We start from the raw sequence: 4,372 nt of genomic DNA on the forward strand, positions 1-4,372 counted from the left end.
AAGGTGGACCGCAAGGCCCTGCCCCCTCCGCAGTCGGTGTCCTCCTCCCCGGCCGGCACCTACGTCCCCCCGCGCACTCCCACCGAGGAACTGCTGGCCGGCCTCTTCGCCCAGCTGCTGCGCGTGCAGCGCGTGGGCGTCCACGACAGCTTCTTCGAGCTGGGCGGCCACTCCCTGCTGGCCACCCAGCTCGTCTCCCGCGTGCGCTCCACCTTCGGCGCGGAGCTGCCCCTGCGTGCCCTCTTCGAGGCCCCCACCCTCCAGGGCCTCGCCTCCCGCATCGACTCCGCACGCACGTCCGGCCCTGGAAGCCAGGTGCCCGCCCTCGTCCCCCTGCCACGCACGGGCCCGCTGCCTCTCTCCTTCGCCCAGCAGCGCCTGTGGCTCCTCGACCAGCTCGAGCCCGGCACCCCCGCCTACAACATGCCCTCCGCCCTGCGAGTGTCCGGCGTGCTGGACACCGAGGCCTTGCGCCAGAGCCTCGAAGCGCTGGTGCACCGGCACGAGTCGCTGCGCACCACGTTCCGCGAGGAGCCCTCGGGCCCCGTCCAGATCATCGCTCCGTCCACCGCCCTGTCGCTGGACGTCGTCGACCTGAGCCAACTGCCCGAGGACACGCGCCAGCCCGAAGCACTCCGTCTGGCGACCGCCGAGGCCCTTCGTCCCTTCAACCTCGCCACCGGTCCGCTGCTGCGCGTCTCGCTGCTGCGCCTCGATCCGCAAGAGCACGTGCTGCTACTGACCCTGCACCACATCGTCTCCGACGGCTGGTCCATGGGCGTGCTGGTGCGCGAGCTGGTCTCCTTCTACGAGGCCCTCTCGTCCGGCCACACGCCTCGCCTCGAGGCCCTCCCCGTCCAGTACGCGGACTTCGCTTCGTGGCAGCGCTCCTGGTTGCAGGGTGACGTCCTCCAGGGCCAGCTCGACTACTGGAAGCAGCAGCTCTCCGGTGCTCCGGCCCTGCTGGAGTTGCCCACCGACAAGCCCCGCCCCGCCGTCCAGTCCCAGCGCGGCGCCCTGCTGCCCGTCCACCTGCCCCTGCCTCTGGCCGAGGCCCTCTCCGCCTTCTGCCAGCGCGAGGGTGTCACTCCCTTCATGGCCCTGCTCGCCGTCTGGCAACTGCTGCTGGCGCGCTACTCCGGCCAGGACGACGTCACCGTCGGCTCTCCCATCGCCGGCCGCACCCGCGGCGAGACGGAGGGCCTCATCGGCTTCTTCGTCAACACCCTCGTCCTGCGCTCCCACGTGCAGCCCCTCGCCACCTTCCGCGAGCTGCTCGCCCAAGTGCGCGCCTCCACCCTGGCCGCCTATGAGCACCAGCACCTGCCCTTCGAGAAGCTCGTCGAGGAACTGCAGCCCCAGCGCAGCCTCAGCCACTCGCCTCTCTTCCAGGTCATGCTCGTGCTCAACAACGCTCCCCCTGCGGAGCTCTCCCTCTCGGGGCTGTCCTTCGTCCCCCTGGAGCGCGAGGCCGAGGCCTCCAAGTTCGACCTGACGCTCTCGCTGACGCAGACCCCTCGCGGGCTGTCGGGCAGTCTGGGCTATCGCACGGACTTGTTCGACGCCTCCACCGTCTCCCGCATGGCGGAGCACCTGCAAACCCTGCTGGAGGCCGCGCTGGCCTTGCCCGATACCCGCGTGGGTGAGCTGCCCCTGCTCTCCCCTTCCGAGCGCCAGCAGGTGTTGCTCGACTGGAACGCCACGGGCTCCAACGACGCACGCGACACCTCCATCCACGAGCTGTTCCAGGCCCAGGCCCGCCTCACTCCCGACGCGGTGGCCCTCGTCTTCGGCGAGCAGTGCCTCACCTACCGTCAGCTCGATGAACGCTCCAACCAGCTCGCCTGGCACCTGCGCTCGCTGGGCGTCGGCCCGGAAGTGCGCGTCGGCCTCTTCCTGGAGCGCTCGCTGGAAATGGTGGTGGCCCTGCTCGCCACCCTCAAAGCCGGTGGCGCCTACGTGCCCTTCGATCCGGACTACCCGGCCAAGCGCCTCGCGTGGATGCTCGAAGACGCGCGCCCCGTCGTGTTGCTGGCACTGCAGCGGCTGCTTTCGCGCCTTCCCGCGCATGACGCGCGGCTGCTCTGCCTGGACTCGCCCCCGGATTCGCTCGCCCTCCAGCCCCGTCACGCGCCCCCGCCACTCGCTTCCGCGGACTCATTGGCCTACGTCATCTTCACCTCTGGCAGCACCGGCCGCCCCAAGGGCGCGATGAACTCGCACCGCGCCGTCGTCAACCGCCTGCTGTGGATGCAGCAGGAGTACGGCCTCTCTGCGGCCGACACGGTGCTGCAGAAGACGCCCTTCAGCTTCGACGTGTCCGTCTGGGAGTTCTTCTGGCCTCTCATGACGGGCGCGCGCCTGGTGCTGGCACGACCCGGCGGACATCAGGAGCCCGCGTACCTCGCGCGGCTCATCGCCGAGGAGCGCGTCACCACCGTGCACTTCGTCCCGTCCATGCTCCAGGTGTTCCTGGAGGAGCCAGGGCTGGAGCGGTGCACGACGCTGAAGCGCGTGGTGTGCAGCGGTGAGGCCCTGCCACTGGAGCTGGCGCAGCGCTGCCTGCAACGGCTGCCCGCCGCCGACCTGCACAACCTCTACGGCCCCACCGAGGCCGCCGTCGACGTCACCTATTACGCGTGCGTGCGCGAGGAGCCGCACCGCTCGGTGCCCATTGGCCGCCCCGTCGCCAACACCCAGATTCGCATCTTGGATGTGCACCTGCGGCCGGTGCCCATCGGCGTTCCGGGGGAGCTGTTCATCGGCGGTGTGCAGGTGGGGCGCGGCTACCTGGGCCGCCCGGAGCTGACAGCGGAGCGCTTCATTCCGGACCCCTTCAGCGACACGCCGGGCGCGCGGCTGTACCGCACCGGCGACGTGGCGCGCTGGCTGCCGGACGGCCTGGTGGAGTACCTGGGCCGCGCCGACTTCCAGGTGAAGGTGCGCGGCCTGCGCATCGAGCTGGGCGAAATCGAGTCCGCGCTGCAGCAGCAACACTCCGTGCAGCAGGCGGTGGTGCTGGCTCGCGAGGACCGGGCTGGCGACAAGCGCCTGGTCGCGTACGTCGTGGGACGGGGGGACACGCAGGCCGTGGAGGTCAGCGCGCTGCGGGCGCGCCTGCACGAGAAGCTCCCCGAGTACATGGTGCCGCAGACCTTCGTCGTGCTGGAAGCCTTCCCCCTGACTCCCAGCGGCAAGGTGGACCGCAGGGCCCTGCCCGCCCCGGAGGCCTCTGCCTCCGCTTCCGAATACGTCGCCCCACGCACTCCCACCGAGGAAATCCTCGCCTCCCTCTGGGCCGGGCTGCTGCGCATGGAGAAGATCAGCGTGGAGGACGACTTCTTCGCCCTCGGCGGCCATTCCCTGCTGGCCACCCAGGTCATCTCGCGCATCCGCTCCACCTTCGGCGTGGAACTGCAGCTTCGCGCCCTCTTCGAGGCCCCCACCCTCGCGGGCCTCGCCGCTCGCATCGACTCCGCCCGTGAGTCCGCGCATGGCCTCGTGGCCCCCGCCATCGTCCCCGTGCCCCGCACCGGCCCGCTGCCTCTGTCCTTCGCCCAGCAGCGGCTCTGGTTCATCGACCAGCTCGAGCCCGGCGGTTCCTCCTACAGCATCCCCCGCTTCATTCGCATGCAGGGCCCCCTCGACGTGGCCGCCCTGCACCGCGCCTTCGAGGAACTGGTGCGGCGTCACGAAGCCCTGCGCACTACCTTCGTCCAGCAGGACGGCCAGCCGCTTCAGCTCATCGCTTCCCATGCCGAGCTGCCGCTGCCTGTCGTGGACCTCAGTGCAATGGAGCCCGAGTCCGCCCGGGAGGAGCTGCAGCGACGGCTCCGCGAGGACACGCTGCGGCCGTTCGACCTCGCCACCGGTCCGCTGGTGCGCGCGGGCCTGTGGAAGCTGGGTCCAGTCGAGCACGTGCTCTCGCTCAACCTGCACCACATCGTCTCCGACGGCTGGTCCACGGGCGTGCTCGTGCGCGAAGTCGCCGCGCTCTACAACGCCTTCGTCCAGGGCGGGCCGTCACCGCTGCCGCCGCTGCCCATCCAGTACGCGGACTATGCGGTGTGGCAGCGCCAGTGGCTCCAGGGTGCGGTGCTCGAAGCGCAGCTCGCCTGGTGGAAGCAGCAACTCGCCGGCCTCACCGTCCTGGAGCTGCCCACGGACAAGCCCCGCCCGCCCGTGCAGACCTTCCGCGGCGCCCAGGTGCCCGTCCGTCTCCCGCTCCAGGTCTCCGAGGCGGTGAAGGCGCTGTGCCAGCAGGAGGGCGCCACGCCCTTCATGCTGCTGCTGGGCGCGTTCCAGGTGCTGCTGGCGCGCTACTCCGGCCAGCAGGACATCTCCGTCGGCTCGCCGGTCGCCGGCCGTCAGC

Annotated in this window: 1 protein-coding gene; it reads left to right on the top strand. The window is 70.8% G+C overall.

Translation table 11 applies throughout. The features are described 5' to 3' along the window. Window positions 1–4,372, top strand: a 4,372-nt coding sequence (locus tag G4D86_RS51430) for a non-ribosomal peptide synthetase (RefSeq protein WP_164003053.1), incomplete at both ends; no start/stop codon positions are given.

The organism is Pyxidicoccus caerfyrddinensis (assembly GCF_010894405.1).
GTDB lineage: Bacteria > Myxococcota > Myxococcia > Myxococcales > Myxococcaceae > Myxococcus > Myxococcus caerfyrddinensis.